30 protein-coding genes are annotated in these 24,406 nt (G+C 62.7%); 11 read left to right on the plus strand and 19 right to left on the minus strand.

Annotation, left to right across the window (positions count from 1 at the left end):
- Positions 1-11: 11 nt before the first annotated feature.
- Together LB569_RS05855 and LB569_RS05860 are read right to left on the minus strand one after the other, a co-directional pair.
- On the minus strand, positions 12-632 hold the full coding sequence (locus LB569_RS05855) for a glutathione S-transferase family protein (protein WP_224691441.1): 621 nt from the start codon (positions 630-632) through the stop codon (positions 12-14).
- A 27-nt stretch (positions 633-659) separates the two neighbouring features.
- Positions 660-1,871 carry an NADP-dependent isocitrate dehydrogenase gene (locus LB569_RS05860; RefSeq protein WP_224691442.1) on the minus strand — a complete coding sequence of 404 codons (1,212 nt, stop codon included), beginning with the start codon at positions 1,869-1,871 and terminating at the stop codon, positions 660-662.
- A gap of 214 nt (positions 1,872-2,085) precedes the next feature.
- On the opposite strand from LB569_RS05860, the gene LB569_RS05865 reads away from it, so the two are divergent.
- Complete coding sequence (locus LB569_RS05865) at positions 2,086-3,006, plus strand: RNA methyltransferase (RefSeq protein ID WP_224691443.1); 921 nt, start codon at positions 2,086-2,088, stop codon at positions 3,004-3,006.
- The gene (gene murI, locus LB569_RS05870; RefSeq protein ID WP_224691444.1) at positions 2,999-3,868 is read left to right on the plus strand and encodes a glutamate racemase; all 870 of its coding nucleotides are present in this window, start codon (positions 2,999-3,001) and stop codon (positions 3,866-3,868) included. Before LB569_RS05865 ends, murI begins: the two co-directional genes overlap by 8 nt.
- On the opposite strand, the gene LB569_RS05875 is transcribed toward murI, so the two are convergent.
- Positions 3,812-5,194, minus strand: coding sequence for an RNB domain-containing ribonuclease (locus LB569_RS05875; protein WP_224691445.1), 1,383 nt, complete (start codon positions 5,192-5,194; stop codon positions 3,812-3,814). The genes murI and LB569_RS05875 overlap by 57 nt on opposite strands.
- Before the next feature lie 100 nt (positions 5,195-5,294).
- Between LB569_RS05875 and LB569_RS05880 the strand changes: the two genes are divergently transcribed.
- The gene (locus LB569_RS05880) at positions 5,295-5,477 is read left to right on the plus strand and encodes a DUF3008 family protein (RefSeq protein ID WP_015318153.1); all 183 of its coding nucleotides are present in this window, start codon (positions 5,295-5,297) and stop codon (positions 5,475-5,477) included.
- Positions 5,478-5,574: 97 nt separating this feature from the next.
- Here the strand turns inward: LB569_RS05880 and LB569_RS05885 are convergent, their stop codons facing one another.
- The gene (locus LB569_RS05885; protein ID WP_140706743.1) at positions 5,575-5,769 is read right to left on the minus strand and encodes a hypothetical protein; all 195 of its coding nucleotides are present in this window, start codon (positions 5,767-5,769) and stop codon (positions 5,575-5,577) included.
- A 376-nt stretch (positions 5,770-6,145) separates the two neighbouring features.
- Between LB569_RS05885 and rpsD the strand changes: the two genes are divergently transcribed.
- The 3 genes from rpsD to LB569_RS05900 all read left to right on the plus strand — a co-directional run bounded on the left by rpsD (position 6,146) and on the right by LB569_RS05900 (position 8,603).
- Positions 6,146-6,763, plus strand: coding sequence for a 30S ribosomal protein S4 (gene rpsD / locus LB569_RS05890; RefSeq protein WP_013895883.1), 618 nt, complete (start codon positions 6,146-6,148; stop codon positions 6,761-6,763).
- A 135-nt stretch (positions 6,764-6,898) separates the two neighbouring features.
- The gene (ttcA, locus tag LB569_RS05895) at positions 6,899-7,786 is read left to right on the plus strand and encodes a tRNA 2-thiocytidine(32) synthetase TtcA (RefSeq protein ID WP_224691446.1); all 888 of its coding nucleotides are present in this window, start codon (positions 6,899-6,901) and stop codon (positions 7,784-7,786) included.
- Positions 7,776-8,603, plus strand: coding sequence for an inositol monophosphatase family protein (locus tag LB569_RS05900; protein ID WP_224691447.1), 828 nt, complete (start codon positions 7,776-7,778; stop codon positions 8,601-8,603). Before ttcA ends, LB569_RS05900 begins: the two co-directional genes overlap by 11 nt.
- A gap of 31 nt (positions 8,604-8,634) precedes the next feature.
- Here the strand turns inward: LB569_RS05900 and LB569_RS05905 are convergent, their stop codons facing one another.
- The 5 genes from LB569_RS05905 to purL all read right to left on the minus strand — a co-directional run bounded on the left by LB569_RS05905 (position 8,635) and on the right by purL (position 13,709).
- Positions 8,635-9,921, minus strand: coding sequence for a multidrug effflux MFS transporter (locus LB569_RS05905; RefSeq protein WP_411970190.1), 1,287 nt, complete (start codon positions 9,919-9,921; stop codon positions 8,635-8,637).
- 142 nt (positions 9,922-10,063) lie between these two features.
- Positions 10,064-10,399 (minus strand): Grx4 family monothiol glutaredoxin, encoded by a 336-nt coding sequence (grxD, locus tag LB569_RS05910; protein ID WP_013895877.1) that lies wholly within the window; start codon positions 10,397-10,399, stop codon positions 10,064-10,066.
- Positions 10,400-10,550: 151 nt separating this feature from the next.
- A complete protein-coding gene (locus LB569_RS05915; protein ID WP_056562227.1) occupies positions 10,551-10,784 on the minus strand; it encodes a BolA/IbaG family iron-sulfur metabolism protein in 234 nt (77 codons plus the stop codon).
- Between the two features lie 123 nt (positions 10,785-10,907).
- The gene (locus LB569_RS05920; RefSeq protein ID WP_224691448.1) at positions 10,908-11,432 is read right to left on the minus strand and encodes a hypothetical protein; all 525 of its coding nucleotides are present in this window, start codon (positions 11,430-11,432) and stop codon (positions 10,908-10,910) included.
- Positions 11,433-11,477: 45 nt separating this feature from the next.
- Complete coding sequence (purL, locus tag LB569_RS05925; RefSeq protein ID WP_224691449.1) at positions 11,478-13,709, minus strand: phosphoribosylformylglycinamidine synthase subunit PurL; 2,232 nt, start codon at positions 13,707-13,709, stop codon at positions 11,478-11,480.
- A 241-nt stretch (positions 13,710-13,950) separates the two neighbouring features.
- On the opposite strand from purL, the gene LB569_RS05930 reads away from it, so the two are divergent.
- Positions 13,951-14,118 carry a hypothetical protein gene (locus LB569_RS05930; RefSeq protein ID WP_224691524.1) on the plus strand — a complete coding sequence of 56 codons (168 nt, stop codon included), beginning with the start codon at positions 13,951-13,953 and terminating at the stop codon, positions 14,116-14,118.
- Positions 14,119-14,191: 73 nt separating this feature from the next.
- On the opposite strand, the gene LB569_RS05935 is transcribed toward LB569_RS05930, so the two are convergent.
- Positions 14,192-15,601, minus strand: a complete 1,410-nt coding sequence (locus LB569_RS05935; protein ID WP_224691450.1) for a PLP-dependent aminotransferase family protein — start codon at positions 15,599-15,601, stop codon at positions 14,192-14,194.
- A 93-nt stretch (positions 15,602-15,694) separates the two neighbouring features.
- Between LB569_RS05935 and LB569_RS05940 the strand changes: the two genes are divergently transcribed.
- Positions 15,695-15,946, plus strand: a complete 252-nt coding sequence (locus LB569_RS05940; protein WP_224691451.1) for a DUF1127 domain-containing protein — start codon at positions 15,695-15,697, stop codon at positions 15,944-15,946.
- A 7-nt stretch (positions 15,947-15,953) separates the two neighbouring features.
- On the opposite strand, the gene LB569_RS05945 is transcribed toward LB569_RS05940, so the two are convergent.
- The 7 genes from LB569_RS05945 to purC all read right to left on the minus strand — a co-directional run bounded on the left by LB569_RS05945 (position 15,954) and on the right by purC (position 19,755).
- Positions 15,954-16,595: a Pr6Pr family membrane protein gene (locus tag LB569_RS05945; protein WP_224691452.1), complete on the minus strand. Its 642-nt coding sequence runs from the start codon at positions 16,593-16,595 to the stop codon at positions 15,954-15,956.
- A 7-nt stretch (positions 16,596-16,602) separates the two neighbouring features.
- Positions 16,603-17,010 carry a hypothetical protein gene (locus LB569_RS05950; protein WP_140706727.1) on the minus strand — a complete coding sequence of 136 codons (408 nt, stop codon included), beginning with the start codon at positions 17,008-17,010 and terminating at the stop codon, positions 16,603-16,605.
- The gene (locus tag LB569_RS05955) at positions 17,007-17,672 is read right to left on the minus strand and encodes a glutathione S-transferase family protein (RefSeq protein ID WP_140706725.1); all 666 of its coding nucleotides are present in this window, start codon (positions 17,670-17,672) and stop codon (positions 17,007-17,009) included. The genes LB569_RS05950 and LB569_RS05955 overlap by 4 nt, the downstream gene beginning before the upstream one ends.
- A gap of 64 nt (positions 17,673-17,736) precedes the next feature.
- A complete protein-coding gene (gene purQ, locus LB569_RS05960) occupies positions 17,737-18,405 on the minus strand; it encodes a phosphoribosylformylglycinamidine synthase subunit PurQ (RefSeq protein WP_140706723.1) in 669 nt (222 codons plus the stop codon).
- Complete coding sequence (locus LB569_RS05965; RefSeq protein WP_224534395.1) at positions 18,402-18,656, minus strand: hypothetical protein; 255 nt, start codon at positions 18,654-18,656, stop codon at positions 18,402-18,404. Before LB569_RS05965 ends, purQ begins: the two co-directional genes overlap by 4 nt.
- 18 nt (positions 18,657-18,674) lie before the next feature.
- Positions 18,675-18,917, minus strand: a complete 243-nt coding sequence (gene purS, locus LB569_RS05970; RefSeq protein ID WP_224535378.1) for a phosphoribosylformylglycinamidine synthase subunit PurS — start codon at positions 18,915-18,917, stop codon at positions 18,675-18,677.
- A 43-nt stretch (positions 18,918-18,960) separates the two neighbouring features.
- The gene (gene purC, locus LB569_RS05975; RefSeq protein ID WP_013532127.1) at positions 18,961-19,755 is read right to left on the minus strand and encodes a phosphoribosylaminoimidazolesuccinocarboxamide synthase; all 795 of its coding nucleotides are present in this window, start codon (positions 19,753-19,755) and stop codon (positions 18,961-18,963) included.
- A 276-nt stretch (positions 19,756-20,031) separates the two neighbouring features.
- Here purC and LB569_RS05980 point away from each other — a divergent pair, with 276 nt between their 5' ends.
- Together LB569_RS05980 and LB569_RS05985 are read left to right on the plus strand one after the other, a co-directional pair.
- Positions 20,032-20,352: a DUF1476 domain-containing protein gene (locus LB569_RS05980; protein ID WP_027028674.1), complete on the plus strand. Its 321-nt coding sequence runs from the start codon at positions 20,032-20,034 to the stop codon at positions 20,350-20,352.
- Positions 20,353-20,462: 110 nt separating this feature from the next.
- A complete protein-coding gene (locus tag LB569_RS05985) occupies positions 20,463-21,236 on the plus strand; it encodes an HpcH/HpaI aldolase family protein (protein WP_224691453.1) in 774 nt (257 codons plus the stop codon).
- A gap of 18 nt (positions 21,237-21,254) precedes the next feature.
- Here the strand turns inward: LB569_RS05985 and LB569_RS05990 are convergent, their stop codons facing one another.
- Positions 21,255-21,809 (minus strand): RBBP9/YdeN family alpha/beta hydrolase, encoded by a 555-nt coding sequence (locus LB569_RS05990; protein WP_224691454.1) that lies wholly within the window; start codon positions 21,807-21,809, stop codon positions 21,255-21,257.
- Positions 21,810-22,053: 244 nt separating this feature from the next.
- Here LB569_RS05990 and LB569_RS05995 point away from each other — a divergent pair, with 244 nt between their 5' ends.
- On the plus strand, positions 22,054-22,866 hold the full coding sequence (locus LB569_RS05995) for a VOC family protein (protein ID WP_224691455.1): 813 nt from the start codon (positions 22,054-22,056) through the stop codon (positions 22,864-22,866).
- 196 nt (positions 22,867-23,062) lie between these two features.
- Here the strand turns inward: LB569_RS05995 and purB are convergent, their stop codons facing one another.
- On the minus strand, positions 23,063-24,370 hold the full coding sequence (purB, locus tag LB569_RS06000) for an adenylosuccinate lyase (protein WP_224691456.1): 1,308 nt from the start codon (positions 24,368-24,370) through the stop codon (positions 23,063-23,065).
- Between the last annotated feature and the right edge of the window lie 36 nt (positions 24,371-24,406).

Genomic DNA, 24,406 nt, shown 5'->3' on the forward strand with positions numbered 1-24,406 from the left:
GCCGCCCACGCCTATGTCAGCCGGTCGGCAAAGCCCGGCCGCTTTGCGATGTGGTTCCACCAAGTCTGGATATCTGGGAATTCGGCGAGCAGGTTTTGCCCCTCGGCGACCTTGAGTAAATAGGCGATGATGGTCACTGCATGCAGGTCGGCCAGCGTCAGCCGGTCTCCCATCAGCCACGGCCCTGGAGCCTTCAATGACGTCAACACCCGCAGCACTGTGGCCGCTTGCCGAAGTCCGTTGGCAATCAGCGCATCATCGGGCGTCGCCTTCTCCAGCCGCTCGACGGCGACATCCCAGACCATGGCCCGATAGGCATAGGCGTCGAGCATGCCGACGATCTGGTTCATCGTTGCGCGACTGCGTGGCTTCTCGGGCTGCAACGGCGGGCCGTCAAAAGCCTCGTCGACATAGCGGGCAATCGCGCTGGTCTCGAACAGGCGAAACCCATCATGCTCGAAGGCCGGGATGCGGCCGAACGGGTGATACTCGACATACCAGCCGGGAATGCCCTCGGCGGCAAAGACATCGACCGGCACAAGTTCGTAGTCGATGCCCTTTTCCGCCAGCACGAGGCGGACGATGCGCACATAGACGCTGTAGTCCGCCCCGTAAAGGATGGGCTTGGCCACGGCGATCCCCTCCCGGGTTTCGGCTGCTTACGCCATCGCTTTCTGCAGATTCTCGTCGATCTTGTCGAGGAAGCCGGTGGTCGACAGCCAAGGCTGGTCAGGGCCGATCAACAGCGACAGGTCCTTGGTCATGAAGCCGCTCTCGACGGTCTGGATGCAGACTTTTTCCAGCGTCTCGGCGAAGCGCCTCAGTTCGGCATTGTCGTCGAGCTTGGCGCGGTGGGCGAGGCCGCGCGTCCAGGCGAAGATCGAGGCGATCGAATTGGTCGAGGTTTCTTCGCCCTTCTGGTGCTGGCGATAGTGGCGGGTGACCGTGCCGTGCGCGGCTTCGGCTTCCACCGTCTTGCCGTCCGGCGTCATCAGCACCGAGGTCATCAGGCCGAGCGAGCCAAAGCCTTGCGCCACCGTGTCGGACTGGACGTCGCCGTCATAGTTCTTGCAGGCCCAGACATAGCCGCCCGACCATTTCAGGCTCGACGCCACCATGTCGTCGATCAGGCGGTGTTCGTACCACAGCTTCTTCGACTTGAACTCGGCCTCGAATTCAGCCTCGTAGACCTCCTGAAAGATATCCTTGAAGCGGCCGTCATAGGCCTTGAGGATGGTGTTCTTGGTCGACAGGTAGACGGGATAGTTGCGCAGCAGGCCGTAGTTCAGCGACGCGCGGGCGAACTCGCGGATCGACTCGTCGAGATTGTACATGGCCATGGCGACGCCTGAGCCGGGCGCGTCGAACACGTCGTGCTCGATCACCTGGCCGTCCTCGCCGACGAACTTGATCGTCAGCTTGCCCTTGCCGGGGAAGCGGAAATCGGTGGCGCGGTACTGGTCGCCGAAGGCGTGACGGCCGACGATGATCGGCTTGGTCCAGCCGGGCACCAGGCGCGGCACGTTCTTCATGATGATCGGCTCGCGGAAGATGGTGCCGCCCAAAATGTTGCGGATGGTGCCGTTGGGCGACTTCCACATCTTCTTCAGCTTGAATTCCTCGACGCGCTGCTCGTCGGGGGTGATCGTCGCGCATTTCACGCCGACGCCGTATTTCTTGATGGCGTTGGCCGAATCGATCGTCACCTGGTCGTTGGTGGCGTCACGATGCTCGATGCCGAGGTCGTAATATTCGAGCTTGAGGTCGAGATAAGGGTGGATCAGCTTGTCCTTGATGAACTGCCAGATGATGCGGGTCATCTCGTCGCCGTCGAGTTCGACGACCGGGTTCGCCACCTTGATCTTCGCCATGGAAAGAATGCCTCGTTGCTGGGATTGGGACGGCCTTGCCCGTGTGGCGTTCGGCCGGGGGATGCCGCCCGTATATCAAAGCGCTTTTGGCCACGCAAACGGCGATCGGTCACGAATGTGAGGCCATGGCCGCGTCATTTGCGAATGCTTCATTTTCGCGGCCGAATATGGCAGGGGACGCTGAAATGCCGCAAACAGCAGTTCATTGACAATCATGCCAGCCACCGAAGATACCACCATCCTCTCAGCCGCCGGCCCGGCGATCATCCTCGTCGAGCCGCAGCTCGGCGAGAATATCGGCATGGTCGCCCGTGCCATGGCCAATTTCGGACTGGCCGAACTGCGCCTGGTCAATCCGCGTGACGGCTGGCCGAGCGAGAAAGCGCGCGCCGCGGCCAGCCGCGCCGACCATGTCATCGACGCGGTGAAGGTGTTCGACGATCTGGCCTCGGCGCTTGCCGATTTGAATTTCGTTTTCGCCACCACCGCCAGGCAGCGCGACGGCTTCAAATCCGTGCGCGGCCCGGTGGAGGCGGGCAGGATGCTGCGCGCCCGTCATGGAATAGGACAACGCACCGGCATCCTGTTCGGCCGTGAGCGCTTCGGTCTCTACAATGACGAGGTTGGCCTTGCCGACGAGATCGTCACTTTTCCGGTCGATCCGGATTTCTCGTCGCTCAACATCGCCCAGGCGGCCTTGCTGATGTCCTATGAGTGGATGAAGTCGGGCCTGGAGGACGAGACCAGGACGAATTTTACCGGCCCGGACATGAAGCCGGCCAGCAAGGAAGAATTGCACGGCCTGTTCGCCTATCTGGAAGGCGCATTGGAAGCGCGCGGCTATTTCCGTCCAGCGCCGAAGAAGCCGAAAATGGTCGACAATCTGCGCGCGGTGCTGACGCGTGCCGGCTTTGCCGAACCGGAGCTGAAGGTGTTGCGCGGCATCATCTCGTCGCTCGACCGGTTTTCGCCGGCGATGCCGCGCGGTGATGGGTCCCCGGGAGATGATCCGAGGCGTTTGCCCGCGGCCGCCGCGCGCGCCCGCAAGGCGGAGGCGGCTGGCCAGATACCGGACGCAAACGGCGACGACACGGAACCGCCGCCGGTGGGCGGCAAGGGAACCGACAATGACTGAGCAGCCGATCCTGATGTTCGATTCCGGCGTCGGCGGGCTCACCGTGTTGCGCGAGGCGCGCGTCCTGATGCCCGACCGTCGCTTCATCTATGTCGCCGACGATGCCGCATTTCCCTTTGGCGCCTGGGAAGAGCCGGCGCTGCGGACCCACATACTCGAACTGTTCGCCAGGCTGCTTGACAGGTTCAGCCCGGTCATTTCAGTCATCGCCTGCAACACCGCCTCGACGCTGGTGATCGACGCGTTGCGCGACAGATTTCCCGGCCATCCGTTCGTCGGCACCGTACCAGCGGTCAAGCCGGCCGCCGAGCGCACCCGCTCCGGCCTGGTTTCGGTGCTGGCGACGCCGGGCACGGTGAAGCGCCAGTATACGCGCGACCTGATCAGCAAATGGGCGCGGAAATGCCATGTCCGCCTGGTCGGCAGCGACAGGCTGGCAGGCCTTTCCGAAGCCTATATGCGCGAGGGCTTCGTCGACGAGGAGGCCGTGCGCGCCGAGATCGCGCCATGCTTCATCGAGCGCGATGGCATGCGTACCGACATCGTCGTGCTGGCTTGCACGCATTATCCCTTCCTGGTCAATCGCATGCGCAAAACCGCGCCCTGGCCGGTCGACTGGATCGATCCGGCCGAGGCGATCGCACGGCGAGCGCTTTCGCTGCTGCCACCCATCGATGGCGCGTTGCCGCAAGGCGAACCCGATATCGCCGTTTTCACTTCGGGCAAGGCGGATTTCGCCGTCAGCCGGCTGATGCAGGGGTTCGGGCTGACCGTACACTTGGACGGTGGCAAAACCGCCCGCCACTCAAGCAGGCTCGAAGACGATGCTGCGTCGGCCCGGATCGGCCAGGACCAGCTTTAGCATCAGACCCTCGCCCTGTCGGAGCCCCGAGGCCTTTACGGTGGCAACGACAGGCATGTCGGCAAGCTGAACGCGCACGCCATGGTCGACGATGTCGGTGACGACTGCCTTGAACGTATCACCCTCACGGCCTCTGAGCATCACCGCTTCGGCAAGGTCGATGGCGGCATGGTTGATCTGCGAAGCCCGGCTATCGGCACGTCCCATCGCCTTCGGCAACCTGGCGAAGGCGTCGGTGACAGGCCGGGGCATGGGCTGGCCGTTGGCGATAGCCAGCGCGCAGCGCACGACGTAGCGATCGGCCAGTCGCCTGAGTGGCGCGGTTGAATGGGCATAGGTCGCCGCCATCGCCTCATGCCAGGGGACTATGCCGTCCTGATAGGGTTGATAGGACGCGCCGGGGCTTGCATGGCGGATTTCCAACATCAGCGTCGCTTGTCGCGAATCGGTCGGATCAAGGGTTCGCTGGTAGTCTTGCAAGCTGGTGGAAGTCGGCCAGGACAGTCCGAGAGCCTGTGCCGCGTTGCGCAGTCTTTGAACCTTGAAACCGTCCGGCCCCGACATCACCCGAAACAAACCGGTCTGGTGCGCCAACATGGCATCGGCAATCGCCATGTTGGCGGCCAGCGAGAGTGCGGCGTTATCCTGCTCGGATTGCAGCAGCGGCCTGAATGAAAGCCGGTATGTGCCATCGGCAAGCCTTTCCACCTCCTGCTCGGGCGGGTCGACGCGGGAAGCGCCTCGGCGTTCTTCGTTTGCGGCCATGCGCCGCGCCATTTCGGCGAAGCCGGCCGGAACGTCCGAGGCTTTCACGCTGTCATAGGCGAGCTTCGCGCGGCTTTGAATGATTGCCCGCTCCGCGCCGTCCAGCTTCACCGCACCATCCTGCGCAACCCGGACCGTGAAGATGACAGCTGGACGCGGTCCGTCAGGCAACAGGCTAGCTGCACCCTCGGAAATCACCGGCGGGTAGAGCCCGGCCTTGCCGTCCGGCAAGTAGAACGTCTCGCCCCGCGTCCAGGCTTCGCGGTCTATCGGGTCGCCGTCCTCGACGAACCAGCCGACGTCGGCAATGGCATAGTGCAGCAGAAGATCACTGCCGCTCGCCTCGATCGAAAACGCTTGATCGAGATCGGTGGAGGCAGCCGGATCGAGCGTGACGAAGGGCATATCGGTTCGATCGGCGTGCTGGTTGGGTACGCGTTTGGCTGCCGCCTCCGCCGCGGCCATCACCTCGGCCGGAAACCCATCCGGCACGTGGAATTCGGTGCGGATTTTCGCCAGGCCGGTCGAGAGAGCCTGTGAGGGATCGGTCAGGGATTTCATTCAACCGTCCTACACTGGGGCCCCGGACACGGGAAGGCCGTCGGCGCTGGAACTGCCGCGCAGGCGCTGCGTTTCTCCTGACAGCGAAGGAGAACCCGTCATGCCAGCCACCTCGAAAGCCCAGCAGAAAGCCGCCGGCGCCGCACTCTCCGCCAAACGCGGCGAGACCAAGAAAAGCGAACTCAAAGGCGCGTCCAAGGGCATGTATGAATCGATGAATGAAAAGCAGCTCGAGGAATTCGCCGAGACCAAGCGGAAGGGATTGCCGGAGAAAAAATCCTAGCGCCGAACGCATCGAACCAGGGCTATCGCTTACAAACCCTGGAATGAAAATGGGCCAGCGACGTTCGCTGGCCCGGGGATTGTGGCTTCGAACAGCCTTACCAGCGGCAGCGCCGTACTCTCTCGACAATCACCCTGCGATGGCCATGCCGCCACACCACTCGCTTCTTCACGATGATGCGGCAGACCTGCTTGTGGCCGTGCCAATGGCGCGCCATGGCCGGCTCCGGGGCCACCGCCATCGATCCTGCAAGCACTGCGGCGCCTGCCAGGGTAAGGAAAAACTTCTTCATGTAGTTTGGCTCCTCTAAGGTCCAGTCCCTTCCTGGTGCCGCTGGCGCTAACCTCCCGCCACATCCGGCATCGCATAACGCCCCGGACGCTATACGGTTGCGTTGCGCGGCGCCACTCGCAAGCTTGACAGCGGTTAAATCTGGGTTTAACCACCCCGCCAATGCCGGGCAGCGATGTCCGGTGTTTCTTTTGTATACGCAAGATTTGGTCGGCCTGGTCTTTCCGATCTTGTTTGAACTGACGTGTCCCGTGGGTTTTCCGCCGCGTTGCGTGGGAAAACCCTGTCAGGTCTCGAAAACGGAGGCCAGAGGAGGGCGCGTTTCCTTCACCCGGACCATGAGGTGCCGGGTGTGTTGTTTTTGAAAAGGGAATGCGATGAGCAAGCGCGAATCCGCGAAATACAAGATCGACCGCCGTCTCGGCGAAAACATCTGGGGCCGCCCGAAGTCCCCAGTCAACAAGCGTGAATACGGCCCCGGCCAGCACGGCCAGCGCCGCAAGGGCAAGCTTTCCGACTTTGGCCTGCAGTTGCGCGCCAAGCAGAAGCTCAAGGGTCACTATGGCGACGTTTCGGAAAAGCAGTTCCGCAAGGTCTATGAAGAGGCCGACCGCCGCAAGGGCGACACCTCGGAGAACCTGATCGGTCTGCTCGAGTCGCGTCTGGACGCGGTCGTCTACCGCGCCAAGTTCGTGCCGACCATCTTCGCCGCCCGTCAGTTCGTCAACCACGGCCACGTCAACGTCAACGGCAAGCGCGTCAACATCGGCTCGTACCGCTGCAAGCCGGGCGATGTCGTCGAAGTGCGCGAAAAGTCGAAGCAGCTGGTCATCGTCCTGGAATCGGTCGGCCTCGCCGAGCGCGACGTGCCGGACTACATCGAAGCCGATCACAACAAGATGGTCGCGACCTTCTCGCGCATCCCCGGCCTGGCGGACGTCCCGTTCGCCGTGCAGATGGAGCCTAACCTGGTCGTCGAATTCTATTCGCGCTAAGCGAACGCTTTTCTGCGATATCGGAAAGGCCGCCTTCGGGGCGGCCTTTTTGTTTTCCGGCATCCGCTTTGCCGTATCGATTTTCCGGCCGATGCGCTAATCCGGGCGGACGTCACATTCAGGGGCCGCCGCGCCATGAACATGCTGCCAGACATCGAAACGCTTGAACCGGCCGCCGAGGGCGGCTCCCACCCGCTTTTCGCCGATGTCCCGTCCTCGGTCGAGTTCAACAAACTGCGCAAGCGGCTGCTGCGGTTGACCCGCCAGGCGATCGAGGACTTCGCGATGGCGAAGCCCGGCGAGCGCTGGCTGGTCGCGCTGTCGGGTGGCAAGGACTCTTACGGCCTGCTCGCCTTGCTGCTGGACATGAAATGGCGCGGGCTGCTGCCTGTCGACTTGCTGGCCTGCAATCTCGACCAGGGTCAGCCGAATTTTCCAAAAAATATCCTGCCCGACTATCTCGATGCGAACGGCATCGCGCACCGCATCGAGTACCAGGACACCTATTCGGTGGTCACCGACAAGTTGCCGCAAGGCAGCACCTATTGCTCGCTCTGCTCTCGGCTGCGGCGCGGCCATCTCTACCGGATCGCGCGCGAGGAGGGCTGTTCGGCCCTGGTGCTAGGCCACCACCGCGAGGACATACTCGAAACCTTCTTCATGAACCTTTTCCATGGCGGCCGCCTCGCCGCCATGCCGCCAAAACTGCTCAACGACGAAGGCGACGTCATGGTGTTGCGGCCGCTGAGCTACTGCGCCGAGGTCGATCTGGAGAAGTTCGCCACCGCGATGCGGTTCCCGATCATCCCCTGCGACCTCTGCGGCAGCCAGGAAGGCCTGCAACGCAACGCCATGAAGGCGATGCTCGATGAGCTGGAAAAGCGCATGCCCGGCCGCAAGGACACGATGCTTCGTGCCCTGTCCAACACCAGGCCGTCGCATTTGCTCGACCGAAAGCTGTTCGATTTCGCCGCCCTCAATGAAACCCTCGCGATCAGGCAAGGCATTTCCAATGACATTTGACGATACCGCGATCGACTGGCTGGCCGGGATTTTGGCCGAGGCAGCCCAGGCTGAAATCATGCCGCGCTTTCGCCGATTGAGCGACGGCGACGTCAGGCGGAAGACTTCCGCCGCCGACCTCGTGACGGAGGCCGATGTCAACGCCGAGCGGCTGATCACCGCCAGGCTGCGCGAGCGCTATCCCTCGGCCATGGTGGTGGGCGAGGAGGCTTGCTCCGACAATCCGGCGCTGCTCGATGGCTTGGGCGATGCCGAACTGGCGTTCACCGTGGACCCGGTGGACGGCACCTTCAATTTCGCATCCGGCGTGCCGCTGTTCGGCGTCATGCTGGCGGTCGTGGTCAGGGGCGAGACGGTCGCGGGCATCATCCATGATCCGGTGGGCAAGGATTCGCTGATCGCCGCCAAGGGCGCCGGCAGCCATATCAGGCATGCTCACGGCAGCCTGGAGAAAGTCCATGTGGCTGCACCCGTGCCGATCTCGCAAATGACCGGCGCGGTCTCCTGGCAATATCTCGAGGAGCCGGAGCGCTCACGCCTCGCGCGCAACCAGACCAAGGCGCTGTCGCAATTCGCCTATCGCTGCGCCGCCCACGAATATCGCTTGCTGGCGAGCGGACATGCGCATTTTGTCGTCTACAACAAGCTGATGCCCTGGGATCATCTGCCAGGCGTGCTGATCCATCAGGAAGCCGGCGGTCATGCCGCGCGCATCGACGGCAGCGCCTATCTGCCCTCGCATGTCGATGGCGGCCTGCTTGTGGCGCCCGACTGGGACAGCTGGCAGGACCTGCGCCGCGAGCTCTGGGCGGAATAGGTTGTACCGGTAGGCCCCGGCCGGCAGCAGATCAGTGCAGGTTGGTGACGTGCCCTGAAACAGGAGCGTTCTGCGGCTGGAACATCTTGCCGCGCTCGGCAATCAGGATCATCAGCAGTGCCGCGACCGAGACACTGCAGAAACCGGCGGCCAGCGGCGTCACCGTGCCGTTGAAGGCCTGGCCGATCAGCGTGCCGAGAATGCCACCGAGAAACGTCTGCATGAAACCCAGGATGGATGACGCCGTTCCGGCCAGTTGGCCAAGCGGCTCCATGGCCAAGGCGTTGAAATTGGCGCCAAGGCAGCCGAACGGCAGCATGGCGCTGGCAAAGAAGGTGATGAACAGCCAGAGCGGCATCTTCATTTCCAGGGAAATCACCAGCCAGGCCAGGCTGATCACCAGAAACAGCAGCAGCGCGCCCTGCGACAGGCGGCGCATGCCGATGCGGCCGACAAGGCGCGAGTTCAGATAGTTGGAGAAAGCGAGCACGCCGGCGACACCGGCGAAGATGACGGGAAACATCTCGCCGACATTGAAGATGTTGACGTAGATCTGCTGGGCCGAGGCGATGAACCCGAACATGGCGCCGAAGATGAAAGTGCTGGCGAAGGCATAGCAGAGCGCGATGCGGTTGGTGAGCACGATGCGGAAGCCGCCGACAATGGAGGACACCGTCAGCGGCCGCCGATATTCGGGATGCAGCGTCTCTGGCAGGCGCAGCAGCGACCATGCCGACACGACCAGGGCGCCGACGGCCATGGTGACGAAGATCCAGTGCCAGGTCGCGAACAGCATGATGAACTGGCCGATGCCTGGTGCCACGACCGGAATGGCCATGAACACCATGAAGATCAGCGACATGACTTCGGCCATGCGCCGGCCGTCGAATGTATCGCGCACGATCGAGACCGCGATCACGCGCGTGGCGGCCGCGCCAATGCCTTGCACGGCGCGGCATATCAGAAGTGTCTCGAAACTCGGCGCGATCGCGGCCGCGGCGGCCGCCGCCACGTAGATGATCAGGCCGGCCACGAGTGGCGCGCGCCGTCCGTAGCGGTCCGAGATCGGCCCGAAGAACAGTTGCCCGCCGCCGAAACCCAGTATGTAGGCGGTGACCACATATTGCCGGTGGTTTTCATTCTCGACGCCAAGCGTGGCGCCGATTTGTTGCAGCGCCGGCAGCATGATGTCGATGGCCAGCGAATTGAGCGCCATCAGCGCCGCGCAGAGCGCGATGAACTCCCAGCGCGGAATGGGCAACTGGCTTGCCCAGGGCAAGGTGCTTGCCCCTTGCGGCGCTGATTTCTGCTGGTCCACGGCAAGTCCGATCTCTCAAACGAAAACGCGCCGGCGGGCCGGCGCATTGGCTCGTGCTGATCCCGGGATCCGGGACATAAATATTGCCGAGGTGGCTGAGCCCCGGTGCCCAGGCATGTCGACGACATGCCTTAACTTGAAATCAGGCGGCGCCTTTGACGCTCACGCCCTTTTCGACCAGGAACGTCTGCAACTCGCCGGCCTGGAACATCTCGCGGATGATGTCGCAGCCGCCGACGAATTCGCCCTTGACATAGAGCTGCGGGATCGTCGGCCAGTTGGAATAGTCCTTGATGCCCTGGCGCAATTCGGCGGAGTCCAGCACATTCACGCCTTTGTAGTCGGCGCCGATATAGTCGAGAATCTGGACGACCTGGCCGGAAAACCCGCATTGCGGAAAGCCGGGCGTGCCCTTCATGAAGAGGACGACGTCGTTGCCCTTCACTTCATTGTCGATGTAGTCGTTGATACCGCTCATGGAATATCCTTTCACGCCCGTGGGAGTCAGGCTCGAAGCATGTCTTTCAAATAAACCCATAGGGTGCCCGAAACAAGACTTTAGCCATGCCATCACTCGAATGGCGCAAAGAATGGGCTGTTTTGGGCCAAGCGTGTCGGCTGGAAATGCCTCAGTCGGGAACGCTGGTCTGCAGGGCCAGCGCGTGCAGCACTCCGCCCATATTGCCCTTTAGCGCGTCATAGACCATCTGGTGCTGCTGGACGCGGCTTTTCCCCCGAAAGCTCTCGGCCACGACTTCGGCCGCGTAGTGGTCGCCATCGCCGGCGAGGTCGCGGATGGTCACTCTCGCGTCGGGGATGCCGTCCTTGATCAGTTTTTCGATATCGCGGGCGTCCATTGCCATTGCAGAAATTCCTGTTTTCGGGAGGGCGGCGGCGTGGCGGCCCGTGCGATGAGAGTCGCGCGAGCCTAAAGCCTTTCCAATCCTTATTGAAGCGGTTCCGTCCAGTGTCCGGTCGGTAGGTGTTCAGGAGATGGTTTCGCTGGGCTCCTGCGCCGGCTCGTCCTCACGCGTCGAAAAGGCGCGGCCGAGGCTGAAGACCAGCACGTAGAGGGGAAGGTTGACCACTATGTCAGCGATCGGCAGATAACTGGTCATCCGCCACGCAGGCGAGAAGAAGGGTTGGCCGTAGCCATCGCAGACCAGCGAAGACCCGTACTCCCACAAAGCTCCCAAGACCGCCGAGACGACGAAAAGCTTGATGCAGGTAACGATGTGCCTTGCCCGCGTCGGATCCGGCAGGAGCCAGCTCCAGAGCACCAGGCAGCCGATCGGAATCGCATAGATCAGGTTCTGCAGAACAAGCATCGGCAGCGTGCCATTTGCCGAAGTCAGGAACTGCTCACGCCTTTCCAACAGCGGACAAACCTCGCTGGAGGTCGTCGACAGCAGGAAGAAGACGAACGGCCCGAGGCACCAGAAGAAGAACAGCGACGGCCAGAAAACGACTGCAAGCAGGGCCCGAGCGGTCAGTGCCTTGTTGTTGGGCATGATCTTTTCCGAAAACCGGTTCCACTTTTCGGGATCATGCCCTGGTCAACTGGACTGGTCCATGAAGCGGGGGAACCAGCCTTCATGGGCGGCGGTCAGGTCGCTGACCGGGATAGCCGTGGCATCGCCGAGCTTCAGCGTGTCGCCGCCGGTCGAGCCGATCCACGGCGCGAAGACGCCAAGTTCGCCCTGCTGCTTGCGGATCGCGTCCCATTCCTCGCCATGTGGATCGATCGACAGCGTCAGGAGATAGCGGCCCTGGTCCTCGCCGAACCAGACCGGGATCGGATCGGTGCCGACAAGCCCGGGAATGGTCGCGCCGATGCCTGACGCCATCGCCATTTCGGCCAGCGCCACCGCGATGCCGCCGTCTGAAACGTCATGCGCCGCCGTGACGATGCCGGACGCGATCAGCGAGCGCACATGGTCGCCGACGCGCTTCTCGTGATCGAGGTCGACCGGTGGCGGCGGGCCATCGCTGCGGCCGTGGATATCCCTGAGATAGACGGATTGGCCGAGATGCGTGCCCCAGGAAGCCGGAGCGCCGATCAGCAGGATCATCTGGCCTTCGGCCGCGAAACCGATCCGCGCCATCTTCGACCAGTCCGATATCAGGCCGACGCCGCCGATGGTCGGTGTCGGCAGGATGCCCTGGCCGTTGGTCTCGTTGTAGAGGGAGACATTGCCCGACACGATCGGGAAACCGAGCGCCCGGCAGGCGTCACCGATGCCTTTCACCGCGCCGACCAGCTGACCCATGATCTCGGGCCGTTCGGGATTGCCGAAATTGAGATTGTCGGTGGCCGCCAGCGGCAGCGCACCGGTCGCGGTCAGGTTGCGCCAGCATTCGGCCACCGCCTGCTTGCCGCCCTCATAGGGGTCTGCCTCGCAATAGCGCGGCGTCACGTCGGAGGAGAAGGCCAACGCCTTGGTCGGATGGCCCTCGACCCGCACTACGCCGGCATCCCCGCCCGGGAGCTGCAGTGAATTGCCCTGGATCAGCGTGTCGTACTGTTCCCACACCCAGCGGCGCGAAGACAGGTCCGGCCCGCCAAGCAGCTTCAGCAGCGCATCGGCAAGGTCGGCTCGCGGGATGTCGTTGACGGCAAGCGATGCCGGCTTCTTGGGTTCGATCCAGGGGCGATCATATTCGGGCGCCTTGTCGCCGAGATCCTTGATCGGCAGGTCGGCGACCTGGTCGCCCTGATGCAGCACCCGGAAGCGCAGATCGTCGGTGGTCTTGCCGACGATGGCGAAGTCGAGGCCCCATTTGTGGAAGATCGCCTCGGCTTCCCTTTCCTTTTCGGGGCGCAGCACCATCAGCATGCGCTCCTGGCTTTCCGACAGCATCATCTCATAGGCGCTCATGCGCTCTTCGCGCACCGGCACCTTGTCGAGGTCGAGTTCGATGCCGAGGTCGCCCTTTGCGCCCATCTCGACCGCCGAACAGGTGAGGCCGGCCGCGCCCATATCCTGGATGGCGATGACGGCGCCCGAGGCCATCAATTCGAGGCAGGCTTCCAGCAGGCATTTTTCGGTGAAGGGGTCGCCGACCTGCACGGTCGGGCGCTTCTCGTCGATCTTGTCGTCGAATTCGGCCGAGGCCATGGTGGCGCCGCCGACGCCGTCGCGGCCGGTCTTGGCGCCGAGATAGACGACCGGTAGGCCGACGCCTTTGGCTTCCGACAGGAAGATCGCATCGGTCTTGGCAAGGCCGGCGGCGAAGGCGTTGACCAGGATGTTGCCATTATAGCGGGCGTCGAAATTGACCTCGCCGCCGACCGTCGGCACGCCGAACGCATTGCCGTAGCCGCCGACGCCGGAAACGACGCCCGAGACGAGGTGCCTTGTCTTGGGGTGGTCCGGCGCGCCGAAGCGCAGCGCGTTCATCGCCGCGATCGGCCGCGCGCCCATTGTGAAGACGTCGCGCAAGATGCCGCCGACGCCGGTCGCGGCTCCCTGGTAGGGTTCGATGAAGGAGGGGTGGTTGTGGCTTTCCATCTTGAAGACGACGCAGTCGCCGTCACCGATATCGACCACGCCGGCATTCTCGCCCGGTCCCTGGATAACCTGAGGACCAGTGGTCGGCAGCGTGCGCAGCCACTTCTTCGAGGACTTGTACGAACAATGCTCGTTCCACATCGCCGAGAAGATGCCGAGTTCGGTGAAGCTCGGTTCGCGACCGACCAGGTCGAGTATGCGCTGATATTCATCGGGCTTCAGCCCATGCGCGGCGATGAGTTCCGATGTGATCGGCACGGAATTGGAAATGGTCATGGGCGGTGATTTATGTCCATGGAACAGGGATTTTGAGTCTCCTCTTATCGCAAGCTTTGCGGCCGATACACCCGTTGGCGGAGGAAAAAGGCAGAAAGCAACAGGGCGATGATCGCGATGGACCGCGCCAGCCGCTTCCGCGGGCAACGAAAGGCGCCGGCCATCTATTGCAACCCCGCACAGCCAAATGGGGAACGCCATGATGTCCCAGCCGTTAGGGTCCTATCACTCAGGAGACAGCATGATGGCTACCAAGCAAGGCAAGAACGACAATCGCCTCTCGGACAAGGAGGCTCTCCATATCGCGGAAACCACCGACGTTTCGCCCCGGCAGGCCAAGGAATTGGCTGAGAAGCACGGCAAGGACAAGGCGCGGAAGGAAGCCAAGAACTTCAAGGCCGAAGGGTGATCCCGAGTCCGGCTCCGACGCGTCCCGTAGGGCGGCGTCTCGAAGGCAATCGGGGCGGGGGGCCGCGAAGGGTTCAGGAAAAACTGTCGTAGCCCGCGCGGCCCTCGTCCAGCAACCGCCTGATCACCGCGACGCCGCCAGCGATATCCTCGCGCCGCCTCGGTTGCGAGACGCCGAAGCGCACGCCGTGGAAAACCCGCTCCGAACGCCCCGCCTTGAACTCATCCTCATCGTCGATCAGCACGCCGTGCTCAAGGCAGGCATTCTTGAACGTGCCGGACAGCCAGGGATCGGGCAGGGTGAGCCAGACGAACGGCACTTTGTCGTGCGATTTGAAGGAGAAGCCCGCCAGACTTTCGCGCACAATGGACATGCGGGCGCTGATCTCGGCGATGCTGCGCCTGCGGATTTCGCTGGCCTGGCCGGAAAGCACCAGCCGAGAATTCACCTCCGCCAACAGGAAGGGCATGCCGCCCGTCATCATCTTGTGGGCGACCCGAATGCGGTGGCGATAGGCGGGCGGGCAGGAGAGCCAGCCGCCACGCAGACCGGCGGCGACCGATTTCGACAGGCCGCCGGCAATGATGGTGCGTTCGGGCGCGAATTCGGCAAGCAGCGGTGTCGGGTCGTCGGTCAGATGGCCGTAGAGGTCATCCTCGATCAGGATGACGTTGTATTCACGGGCAACACGCGCGATCGCCTCGCGGCGCGCCGGCGACAAGGTCACCAAGGTCGGATTCTGCGCCGTCGGTATCAGGAAGATCATCTTGGGGTGCTTTTGCGCGCAGACCCGCTCGAAATCCGCCGGATCAAGGCCTTCATCATCCGACGCCACCAGCGCGGTGCGCCGGCCGATCAAGCCGGCGCTGCGGGAAATCTGCGAGTAGGTGAGGTGCTCGAAGGCGACATAGTCGCCGGGCGTCGTCAGGGCCGCGATCGCGGCCATCACCGCGGCGTGGGTGCCGAGAGTGGGGACGATTGTATCTGCCGTCGGCCGGAAAGAGTTGCGTGACAGCCATCGGGCGCCGGCTTCGTACCAGCGATCAGGAAAGTCGCGCGTATAGCTCGAAATCTCATGCGGATGATCCTGTGCGGCGCGCGACAGCACATCGGCGACAATGGCGCCCTGGCCGATATCGGGGGCGGCCGTGCTGTCGAAACGCAGCTTGTCCTTCGGAACATCGACATAACGCGTGCCTTCCACGCTGACGTCGGGAGCTTCCGGCTTTGTAACGCCTTTGTTTTCGCCGAGCACATAGGTCCCGCGTCCCACTTCGCCGCTGACCAGACCACGCTCGCGCAGCAATTGATAGGCGCGCCCGACCGTGCCGACGGTGGCGCCAATGTCGTAGGCGAGGTCGCGCTGCGGCGGCAGCTTTGCCCCGGCGCGGATCACCCCCCGGTCGATATCCGCCTCGATGGCATCCGCGAGGCGCTGATACAGCGGTCCTGAACCGGTGAGATCGGGAATCCAATTTGTCATGGTGACAATTTTCTATATTGCACCGTTTCGGGAGTCAATACATATCACCAGGGCACTAAAAAAGGTGCAATGGATAATTTTGGCAGAAAGACAATGGATACAATAGGAACATTCCGTCACTCGGCGACCGAATTGCTCGGCCAGCCAGCTCGCCCGTCCGGACAGCGCGGCTTCGCCGGCCGGCTTGTGCAACTGGTCAGGTCGCTGGCGAAATGGATCGACCATCTGCTCGAGCGCCGGCGCGGCCGGCTGGCATTGCTGGAGATGACCGACGATCAGCTCAAGGACATCGGCATTTCGCGCTGCGACGCCCACCGCGAGGGCATCAAGCCGCTCTGGGAATAGCACCGGTCTATCGGGCGCTTTTGCTCCTGAGGCGGCCGATACCGTGATCGACGAAAACGGCGACGACGCAGATCACCAGGAACAGCGCGGTGATGGCGAGCGCCGAGACAGTGACGCTGCCGACGCCGTTCTTGGCGATATCGAGGAAGGGGTAGGGCACCTCGCCCGCCAGCGGCGCCCGTGCCAGCGCATAGGCGAGATAGGCGATGGGATAGACAACCCACCAGGAGATGTCGCTCCATCGCGTTTTGCCGTCGGCGCCCGATATCAGCCACCACAGCACGAACAGCACCGGCGTCACGTAGTGCAGCAGGACGTCGCAGAGCAGGAACAGGCCCTGCGGCTGCCAGAGCCGCGCCAGCACGGTAGCATAGACGATGAAGACCAGGGTGATCGAAACCGCGACTCCCGCGCGCATCCGTGGTCCGGCAAAGGCCGGCAACCAGGCATAGAAGCTGGATGACAGCAGCGAAGTGTAGACCAGCACGGCCGCGATATTGGTCAGGATGGTGAAGAAGCTGAAGTAGAAGACGATCGAGCCGAGCAGGCCGCGGCCCGCTTCCATCGACGCCGGAATGGTGATCGAGAACTGCAGGACAAGCGCGATCAGGCCGACAACCAATCCCGCGATCCGCAGGAGCCAACCCATGGCTGGCTCAGGCCGTGGCCGCGCAGGCCGGATTACCCGCCTGCCAGCGCGCGATATCAGAGCTGATGCGCGCGCCGAGCGGGTCGTTCATCAGCGGTCCGAAGACGTCGACGCGGCTTGAATTGCCCTGCGCCTGCACGACCAGCAACGGCTTGCCGCCATAATGCTTGGCCGGCACCAAGAGGAAACGCGGCGTGCCGCTGAACGAGTTCAGCTCATTGGCCATCTGATATTGCTTGAAGGCCGGGTCCTTGCTGGCGATCCAGCATTTGTGGGCTGCGATCGCCACCTGTTCCATGGCCAGCAGCGCCGCACTTTTGCCCGACGGCACGGGCGTGCTCTTGGGGCTCGACTGGCACGATGCCAAGGCCAGGCCCGACATGGCGATCAGGGCGATCGTCCTGTTCTTGATCAAGCGGCACCCATTTCGAGTTCGGACAGAAAGATCTTCAGGCCGTCGTTCATCTCGCCCCATACCCGCGACAAGGCAGGATGCTGCGAGGCGATCTGCTGATAGGCATCGAATTTGGGATAGGCCTCGATGAGGTCGTGGCGACCTGTCATGGCGCGGAAATTGTTGAAGATGAACCGCGTCGGCGTCAGCCAGGCATCGGCGAAGCTGATGTCGCTGCCGAGTGCGAAGGGGCCTTGCGCCATGCGTGCCTCGATGGCCGCCAGCCCATGGTGGAGACGGGTGAATTGGGCGTCGATCTCGGCAGTGTTGCGCTTCGGCACGAAATGCAGCTCGAAAAGCTTCATCGTCGGTGTCAGCACATCGAGATCGACGATGCGGGCAAACATGCGCACCAGCGCGCGGTCCTTGGAGTCGGGCGGCAGCAGCGCGGGTTCGGGAAACCGCTCCTCGAGATATTCGGCGATGACCACCGATTCGACGATCGTCTCGCCCGAGCCGGTGATCAGAACCGGAATCCGGTTCAGCGGCGAGATGGCGCGAAACTCCTCGGGGATCGGAAAACCCGGCGGCGGCGCGATGATCTTGAGCGGCACGTCCTTGACATAGGCCAGTGCCCGCACGATCGACGAGTAGGGCGACAGCGGCCGCGAATAGAGTTTCATGACCGTGTCTCCCTCACGTTATGATTTTGAACTGCCGCAATTCTTAAGGTTGCGGTTGCAAACTTCAAGCGGCAATGCCCAGGGCACCTTCGAACAACGCCCTGCCGTCGCTGCCGCCATGGGCTGCTTCGATCAGGTTCTCGGGATGCGGCATCAGGCCGAGCACATTGCCCTGTTCGTTGATGATGCCGGCAATGTCGTTGATCGAGCCGTTCGGGTTGGTGCCTTCGGCATAGCGGAACACCACCTGGCCTTCGCCTTCGAGGCGGGCAAGCGTGTCGGGGTCGGCGAAATAATTACCGTCATGATGCGCCACCGGCGAGCGGATGATCTGGCCAGGCTGGTAGCGGCGGGTGAACATGGTGTTGGCGTTGGCGATCTCGAGCTTGACCTGCCGGCAGACGAATTTCAGCGAGGTGTTGCGCATCAAGGCGCCGGGCAGCAGTCCTGCCTCGACCAGGATCTGGAAGCCGTTGCAGACGCCGATGACCATGACGCCCTTGGCCGCCTTTTCGGCCACTGCCCGCATCACCGGCATGCGCGCCGCGATCGCGCCGCAACGCAGATAGTCGCCAAAGGAAAAGCCGCCGGGAATGGCGATCAGGTCGACATCGGGGATTTCTGTGTCGGTCTGCCAGACGGTTGCCGGCGCCTGTCCGGAAATCTTGGTCAGCGCCGCGATCATGTCGCGGTCGCGATTGAGGCCGGGGAGAAGGACGACGGCTGTTTTCATTTTGGTTCGTAAGGCCTTTGTGCTTCGGCAAGCTCGCGCAGGTCGAGACGGCGTTCTATGCGTTCGAGTCGATCATCCTGGCGGGCGAGAATGCCATAAATGTTGTGGATGTCGCTTTGCGTTGCCACCATGTGACCCCGCATTACATTCAATTCCCGTTTCGTTTCGGAAACATCCTGACGAAGCTCACCAATTTCGTGATGCACGCGCTTCAGCAACTCGAACATCAACTCATTCGTGACTTCCGACATAGTGCCTCCGACACAACCTCAGGTAAGCGTTACACTATAATTCTCAATCACCGTGTTTGCCAGCAGCTTGTCGCACATGGCCTTGAGATCGGCCTCGGCCTTGGTCTTGTCGCTTTCCGAAAGCTCGACGTCGAACACCTTGCCCTGCCGCACCTGCCCGACGCCATCGAAGCCCAGCCCCGACAGCGCGTGTTCGATTGCCTTGCCTTGCGGGTCGAGCACGCCATTCTTGAGGGTGACGGTAATGCGGGCCTTGATCACGCTGGACATGCTCCTGTTCCGGATATTGGGGCGCAAGCCGCTATCAGTGCGGCTTGCCTTTGAGGCCGTCGGTCGAGGCGACAAGCACCGGGCCAGTAGGGCGCGGCGGCTCGTTCTCGTTCATGATGCCGAGGCGGCGGGCGACTTCCTGGTACGCCTCGACGAGGCCGCCCATGTCACGGCGGAAACGGTCCTTGTCGAGCTTGTCCTGCGTCGCCACGTCCCACAGGCGGCAGGAGTCCGGCGAAATCTCGTCCGCCACGACGATGCGCATCATGTCGCCCTCGAACAGGCGGCCGCACTCGATCTTGAAGTCGACGAGTTGGATGCCGACGCCCATGAACAGGCCGGAGAGGAAATCGTTGACGCGGATGGCCAGCGCCATGACGTCGTCGATCTCCTGCGGGCTCGCCCAGCCGAACGCCGTGATGTGCTCTTCCGACACCATCGGGTCGTCGAGCGCGTCGGCCTTGTAGTAGAATTCGATGATCGAGCGCGGCAGGACGGTGCCTTCCTCGATGCCGAGGCGCTTGGACAGCGAACCGGCGGCGACATTGCGCACCACCACTTCGAGCGGAATGATCTCGACTTCCTTGATCAGCTGCTCGCGCATGTTGAGCCGGCGGATGAAGTGGGTCGGAATGCCCATGCGGTTCAAATGATTGAATATGTACTCTGAAATACGGTTGTTGAGCACACCCTTGCCGTCGATGACCTCGTGCTTCTTCTTGTTGAACGCGGTCGCGTCGTCCTTGAAGAACTGGATCAGCGTGCCGGGTTCCGGTCCCTCATAGAGGATCTTGGCCTTGCCTTCATAAATGCGGCGGCGATTTTTCATCTGAATTTTTCTCTGGATTTGCGGGCAGGCGGTAAGCGACCACTTCCTGTCCGTCCGCCTGAATTAGTGCGGCGACGGTGACGTTCAATGCCGGGTCTATCCCAATCACATCGTTTGCTCAATCGGCAAATCCTTCCAATCAACCGCTTTCGGGACTGAAATGCCGCAGCGCAGCATATGACGAAGCATATTGACCGGCCCGCGACCATTTGGTTTGTGCTTCGGCAACACACATATTCACCTGCCAACGAATCGGATTTGACCCGGAGGGACGCCATGAGCAGCATGAAAGACCGCGAAGAGGGCTTCGAGCGCAAATTCGCATTCGACGAGGAGCTTCGGTTCAAGGCCTCGGCGCGGCGCAACAAGGCGCTTGGCCTGTGGGCAGCCGAAAAGCTCGGAAAGTCCGGTGCCGACGCCGACGCCTACGCCAAGGAAGTCGTTGTTTCCGACATCGAGGAAGCCGGCGACCATGACGTGTTCCGCAAGATCCGTAGGGATTTCGATGCCGCCGGCGTCGAACAGTCCGATCACCAGATCCGCCGCACCATGGACGAACTGATGGCGCAGGCGATCGAGCAGATCAAGAACACCTGATCCGGCCTCCTCCTGGACCAATCGACCGCCCGGCCAAGCCGGGCGGTTTTTCTTTGCCTTTGCGGCGGTTTCCGGCTGAAACTGCCGACGTCAACAAGGAAAGAGATTAGATGTCCCTGAAGTCCCGTCTTGCCGCGGATGAAACGCTGGTCACCGCCTGGTCGGGCGTGCCGGACGCGCTGACCGTCGAGATCCTCGCCAAACAGGGCTTTGACGCGGTCACCCTCGATATGCAGCACGGCGGCCATCATGAGGACAGCGTGCTGCGCGGTCTCGTGCCCGTGCTCGCCGCAAACAAGCCGGCGCTGGTGCGCATTCCCGTCGGCCGTTTCGACATGGCCAGCCGGGCTCTCGATTTCGGCGCCGAAGCGGTCATCGCGCCGATGGTCAACTCGGTGGCCGATGCAAAGCTGTTCGCCGCCGCCATGAAATATCCGCCGCTCGGCGAGCGCTCGTGGGGACCGACCTATGCCTTCCCCCGCCATGGCAAGGGCGACCATGCCGAATGGCTGCGCGACACCAATCAACGCACCATGGCTTTTGCGATGGTCGAGACACGCGCCGCGCTCGATGCGCTCGACGGCATCCTCGACACGCCTGGCATCGACGGCATCTTCCTCGGGCCGTCCGATTTCTCGATCGCCTGGTCGAACGGCGCGACAGTCAATTCGACGCTCGAAAGCATGATGGAGACGGTGGCCTCGGTTGCTGAGCGCACCCGCAAGGCCGGCAAGCATGCGGCCATCTATGTCGTCGAACCGGCTATATCAGGCCGTGTCGTGTCGATGGGCTACCGCCTGCTCGCCACGGGCTCTGAGCATGCGCTGATTTCACTGGGGGCAAAGACCCTGCTCAAGGGCATCAAGGATTCGATCGACGCCTGACGCGGCGCGACCACCTCCCTAAGCCTTCAGGTCGGTCAGGAACTTGGCGAAGGTCATGGACCCCTCGGGCCACGGCCCGAAGCCTGAATCCTCGCTGAGATGGCCGGTCTCGCCGGCATCGATGAACAGCGACCCCCAGGCTCCGGCAATGTCTTCGGCGACGTCGAAAGGGCAGAACGGGTCGTTGCGGCTGGCGATCACGATCGATGGAAACGGCAGCGGCTTGCGCGGATAGGGGCCGAAGGTCATCAGATGCTTCGGCTTGATCTTGGGATTGGCGACGTCGGGCGGCGCCACGAAGAAGGCGCCGGCGACCGGCTTCCGGAACCGCGGAATGGCCTGTACGGCCGCGGCCACTCCCAGTGAGTGAGCAACGATGACAACCGGCTTCTCGGCCTCGTTGACCGCCTTGGCGACGCTCGCCGTCCAGTCCTCGCGCACGGGCTTCGACCATTCGGCCTGCTCGACGCGCCGCGCCGTCGACAGTTTCGATTGCCAGCGCGTCTGCCAATGCTCAGGCCCGGAATTGGTGTAGCCGGGAACGATCAGGATATCTGCGTCTTTGACCTTCATGGCGCTGAGATAGCGAGCTCGATTGCCTCATGCAACCGTTGATGGACAAGCTCCCGTTCGTAACGGTGAACACCATGTTCGCCTTTCGCCGTCTTGTGTGAACGATGAAGATCGACGATCTCTGTCAGGAAAGAAACAGCCGTGGAGGACCGGTATTTTGGCGCTGACACGACGTACGATGATCGGCGCCACGGGACTCCTGGCTTTGGGAGCGTCGCGAAACGTCGCCGCAACGGAGACAATGATGAGCGAACTGCCATTTGCCGCCACCACGCCGGTGAGCGTTGCCAAGGTCGGGCTGAAGGCGCGTGATGCCGAGAGCCTCGCGGCCTATTACCGCCGGGTTGTCGGCCTGCAGGAACTGAGCCGCGCCGATGGCGCGATCACGCTCGGCGCCGCCAACCGTCCGCTGCTGGTTCTCGAACCGGATACTTCGGCCAAGCCGGACGATCCGCGCGGCGCCGGCCTCTTCCACACGGCCTTCCTGCTGCCCAGCCGTGCCGATCTCGGCCGCTGGATCAACCATGCCATTTCAGACAAGATCGCCATCGAGGGGGCTTCCGACCATCTGGTCAGCGAAGCGCTCTATTTGACCGATCCCGAGGGTAACGGCATCGAGATCTATGCCGACCGCCGCCCGCAGGACTGGAAATGGAACGGCGACAAGATCGCCATGGCGACCGAGCGGATGAACATTCCTTCCGTCGTCGCCGAAGTGCCCGCCGGCGATGCGGGTTGGCAGGGTGCGCCGGAAAACAGCATTGTCGGCCATGTCCATTTGCGCGTCGGCAGGCCGGAAGAGGCGGAGGCCTGGTGGAACCAGGAATTCGGCTTCGATACCGTGGCCAAATATGGCGGCCAGGCGGTGTTCCTGTCGTCAGGCCATTACCACCACCACATCGGCGCCAATGCCTGGCAGAGCGCCGGCGCCGGCCGCCGCGATCCGAGCCGGTCCGGTCTCGCCTGGGTCGAGATGCGTTCGGACAATGTGGCCAGCGAAATCATCCGCGAGGACCCCTGGGGCACGGTGATCAGGACCGTGCCTGGCAAGGCGTGATTGTACGTCACCACAGCTTCTTTCTCCCCGTCACTATACGGGGAGAAATGCCCGGCAGGGCAATGAGGGGCGGCGCCGAGCGTGCAAGGTTATCGTGTCTGACACAATACCATGGGTAACTTTAGCGCCGAAGTTGGCGCTGCCCCTCATCCGCCTGCCGGCACCTTCTCCCCGTATAGTGACGGGGAGAAGAGGGCTAAATTTCTCCGAACACCCGGTTGAAGATCGTGTCGACGTGCTTGGTGTGATAGCCAAGGTCGAATTTCTCGCGGATCTCGGCTTCGGGTAGCGCTGCGGTCACTTCCTTGTCGGCCAGAAGTTCCTCAAGAAAATCAGCGCCTTGTTCCCATACTTTCATGGCGTTGCGCTGCACCAGCCGGTAGGAGTCCTCGCGCGACAGGCCGGCCTGCGTCAGGGCCAGCATCACGCGCTGCGAATGCACCAGGCCGCGAAACTTGTTCATGTTGTTCAGCATGTTCTCGGGATAGACGACCAGCTTGTCGACGACGCTGGTCAGGCGCGACAGCGCGAAATCGAGCGTCACGGTGGCGTCCGGCCCGATCATGCGCTCGACCGAGGAGTGCGAGATGTCGCGCTCGTGCCAGAGCGCCACATTCTCCATCGCCGGCAGCGCCATGGAGCGCACCATGCGGGCAAGGCCGGTGAGGTTCTCGGTCAACACCGGGTTGCGCTTGTGCGGCATCGCCGACGAGCCCTTCTGGCCTGGCGAGAAAAACTCTTCCGCTTCCAGCACTTCGGTGCGCTGCAAATGCCGGACCTCGATCGCCAGCCGCTCGATCGACGAGGCGATGACGCCGAGCGTGGCGAAGAACATGGCGTGGCGGTCGCGCGGAATGACCTGCGTCGATACGGGTTCAGGCTTCAGACCAAGCTTCGCCGCCACATGCTCCTCGACATAAGGTTCGATGTTGGCGAAGGTGCCGACCGCCCCTGAAATCGCACATGTGGCAATGTCTTCGCGTGCGTGCACCAGCCGCTCGCGGCAGCGCGAGAATTCGGCATAGGCCTGCGCCAGCTTGATGCCGAAGGTGGTCGGCTCGGCATGGATGCCGTGGCTGCGGCCGATGGTGACGGTATCCTTGTGTTCGAAGGCGCGGCGCTTGAGCGCGGCAAGCAAGGTATCGATGTCGGCGAGCAGGATGTCGCTGGCGCGGGTAAGTTGCACCGCAAAGCAGGTGTCGAGCACGTCAGACGACGTCATGCCCTGGTGGATGAAGCGCGCATCCGGCCCGACGAATTCGGCAAGATGGGTCAGGAAGGCGATGACGTCATGCTTGGTGACACGCTCGATCGCATCGATCTTCTCGACGTCGAATTCCGCCGCGCGTCCCTTTTCCCAGATGGTTTTGGCCGCTTCCTTGGGGATGACCCCCAGTTCGGCCAGCGCGTCACAGGCGTGGGCCTCGATTTCGAACCAGATCCGAAACCGGGTTTCGGGCGACCAGATGGCGACCATTTCCGGCCGGGAATAACGAGGGATCATCGGTCAGTCCTGATGTGTCGGAGGGATTTGTCCGCG

This window comes from Mesorhizobium sp. BH1-1-4, assembly GCF_020165665.1.
GTDB lineage: Bacteria > Pseudomonadota > Alphaproteobacteria > Rhizobiales > Rhizobiaceae > Mesorhizobium.

What these genes read in the sequence shown, in the direction of transcription:
- murI (WP_224691444.1), top strand. Translation starts at nt 2,999, where the DNA reads ATGACTGAGCAGCCGATCCTGATGTTCGATTCCGGCGTCGGCGGGCTC.
- purB (WP_224691456.1), bottom strand. Translation starts at nt 24,370, where the DNA reads ATGATCCCTCGTTATTCCCGGCCGGAAATGGTCGCCATCTGGTCGCCC.
- LB569_RS05990 (WP_224691454.1), bottom strand. Translation starts at nt 21,809, where the DNA reads ATGAAGGTCAAAGACGCAGATATCCTGATCGTTCCCGGCTACACCAAT.
- LB569_RS05955 (WP_140706725.1), bottom strand. Translation starts at nt 17,672, where the DNA reads ATGAAACTCTATTCGCGGCCGCTGTCGCCCTACTCGTCGATCGTGCGG.
- LB569_RS05935 (WP_224691450.1), bottom strand. Translation starts at nt 15,601, where the DNA reads ATGACAAATTGGATTCCCGATCTCACCGGTTCAGGACCGCTGTATCAG.
- LB569_RS05915 (WP_056562227.1), bottom strand. Translation starts at nt 10,784, where the DNA reads ATGGCAATGGACGCCCGCGATATCGAAAAACTGATCAAGGACGGCATC.
- LB569_RS05920 (WP_224691448.1), bottom strand. Translation starts at nt 11,432, where the DNA reads ATGCCCAACAACAAGGCACTGACCGCTCGGGCCCTGCTTGCAGTCGTT.
- grxD (WP_013895877.1), bottom strand. Translation starts at nt 10,399, where the DNA reads ATGAGCGGTATCAACGACTACATCGACAATGAAGTGAAGGGCAACGAC.
- LB569_RS05965 (WP_224534395.1), bottom strand. Translation starts at nt 18,656, where the DNA reads ATGTCGGAAGTCACGAATGAGTTGATGTTCGAGTTGCTGAAGCGCGTG.
- purQ (WP_140706723.1), bottom strand. Translation starts at nt 18,405, where the DNA reads ATGAAAACAGCCGTCGTCCTTCTCCCCGGCCTCAATCGCGACCGCGAC.
- ttcA (WP_224691446.1), top strand. Translation starts at nt 6,899, where the DNA reads ATGAACATGCTGCCAGACATCGAAACGCTTGAACCGGCCGCCGAGGGC.
- LB569_RS05995 (WP_224691455.1), top strand. Translation starts at nt 22,054, where the DNA reads ATGAGCGAACTGCCATTTGCCGCCACCACGCCGGTGAGCGTTGCCAAG.
- LB569_RS05880 (WP_015318153.1), top strand. Translation starts at nt 5,295, where the DNA reads ATGCCAGCCACCTCGAAAGCCCAGCAGAAAGCCGCCGGCGCCGCACTC.
- LB569_RS05985 (WP_224691453.1), top strand. Translation starts at nt 20,463, where the DNA reads ATGTCCCTGAAGTCCCGTCTTGCCGCGGATGAAACGCTGGTCACCGCC.
- LB569_RS05865 (WP_224691443.1), top strand. Translation starts at nt 2,086, where the DNA reads ATGCCAGCCACCGAAGATACCACCATCCTCTCAGCCGCCGGCCCGGCG.
- LB569_RS05875 (WP_224691445.1), bottom strand. Translation starts at nt 5,194, where the DNA reads ATGAAATCCCTGACCGATCCCTCACAGGCTCTCTCGACCGGCCTGGCG.
- LB569_RS05885 (WP_140706743.1), bottom strand. Translation starts at nt 5,769, where the DNA reads ATGAAGAAGTTTTTCCTTACCCTGGCAGGCGCCGCAGTGCTTGCAGGA.
- LB569_RS05930 (WP_224691524.1), top strand. Translation starts at nt 13,951, where the DNA reads ATGATGGCTACCAAGCAAGGCAAGAACGACAATCGCCTCTCGGACAAG.
- purL (WP_224691449.1), bottom strand. Translation starts at nt 13,709, where the DNA reads ATGACCATTTCCAATTCCGTGCCGATCACATCGGAACTCATCGCCGCG.
- purC (WP_013532127.1), bottom strand. Translation starts at nt 19,755, where the DNA reads ATGAAAAATCGCCGCCGCATTTATGAAGGCAAGGCCAAGATCCTCTAT.
- LB569_RS05945 (WP_224691452.1), bottom strand. Translation starts at nt 16,595, where the DNA reads ATGGGTTGGCTCCTGCGGATCGCGGGATTGGTTGTCGGCCTGATCGCG.
- LB569_RS05860 (WP_224691442.1), bottom strand. Translation starts at nt 1,871, where the DNA reads ATGGCGAAGATCAAGGTGGCGAACCCGGTCGTCGAACTCGACGGCGAC.
- LB569_RS05940 (WP_224691451.1), top strand. Translation starts at nt 15,695, where the DNA reads ATGGATACAATAGGAACATTCCGTCACTCGGCGACCGAATTGCTCGGC.
- LB569_RS05900 (WP_224691447.1), top strand. Translation starts at nt 7,776, where the DNA reads ATGACATTTGACGATACCGCGATCGACTGGCTGGCCGGGATTTTGGCC.
- rpsD (WP_013895883.1), top strand. Translation starts at nt 6,146, where the DNA reads ATGAGCAAGCGCGAATCCGCGAAATACAAGATCGACCGCCGTCTCGGC.
- LB569_RS05980 (WP_027028674.1), top strand. Translation starts at nt 20,032, where the DNA reads ATGAGCAGCATGAAAGACCGCGAAGAGGGCTTCGAGCGCAAATTCGCA.